General features: G+C 45.2%; 1 protein-coding gene. It reads right to left on the bottom strand.

Annotated features, from left to right (window positions below):
• Positions 1–484: cytochrome P450 (locus HC175_RS17925; protein WP_168139622.1), on the bottom strand; the 484-nt coding region annotated here is incomplete at both ends.

Genomic DNA, 484 nt, shown 5'->3' with positions numbered 1-484 from the left:
AACGTGCTTCCAGCAGCATATCCAGTAGATCATCCTGCCGTTCTCCACTTTTCTTGCGTTCCTCTATGAGCCGCTTTAGGATCTGCCGGGCTTCATCGGTTAGATCAAGATGTTTTTTGATCTTTCCGAAGCCTTTAAAATACCATCCCAAATAGGGCTGCCGCAATTCCTTAACGAGCATCTTTTGAGCAGCTTCGGTGATATATTGCAGCCGATTTATTTCCTGCTGCCCTACTGCTGCACTAAAAAGGGATTTTACAACGGTTTGAAAAGCAAGATCATTAAACACCGGAAAAATATCCATAGGAGCATCTGTCCTGATCTTATCAAGTTCAACCACGATCGCTGCTTTCACTTTATCCAACAGACCTGCCAGCTGCTTTTTATGAAAAGCCGGTTGAATAAGCTTGCGCTGCTTTTTCCACAGCTCTCCTTCGGCAGTTAGAAGTCCGTGGCCAAGATACTTAGCCATGTCCTTCGTCTG

It is taken from the genome of Salinimicrobium oceani (assembly GCF_012037645.1).
Note: the sequence above shows the minus strand (reverse complement) of the source record. Positions and strands in the feature narration are given on the sequence as shown.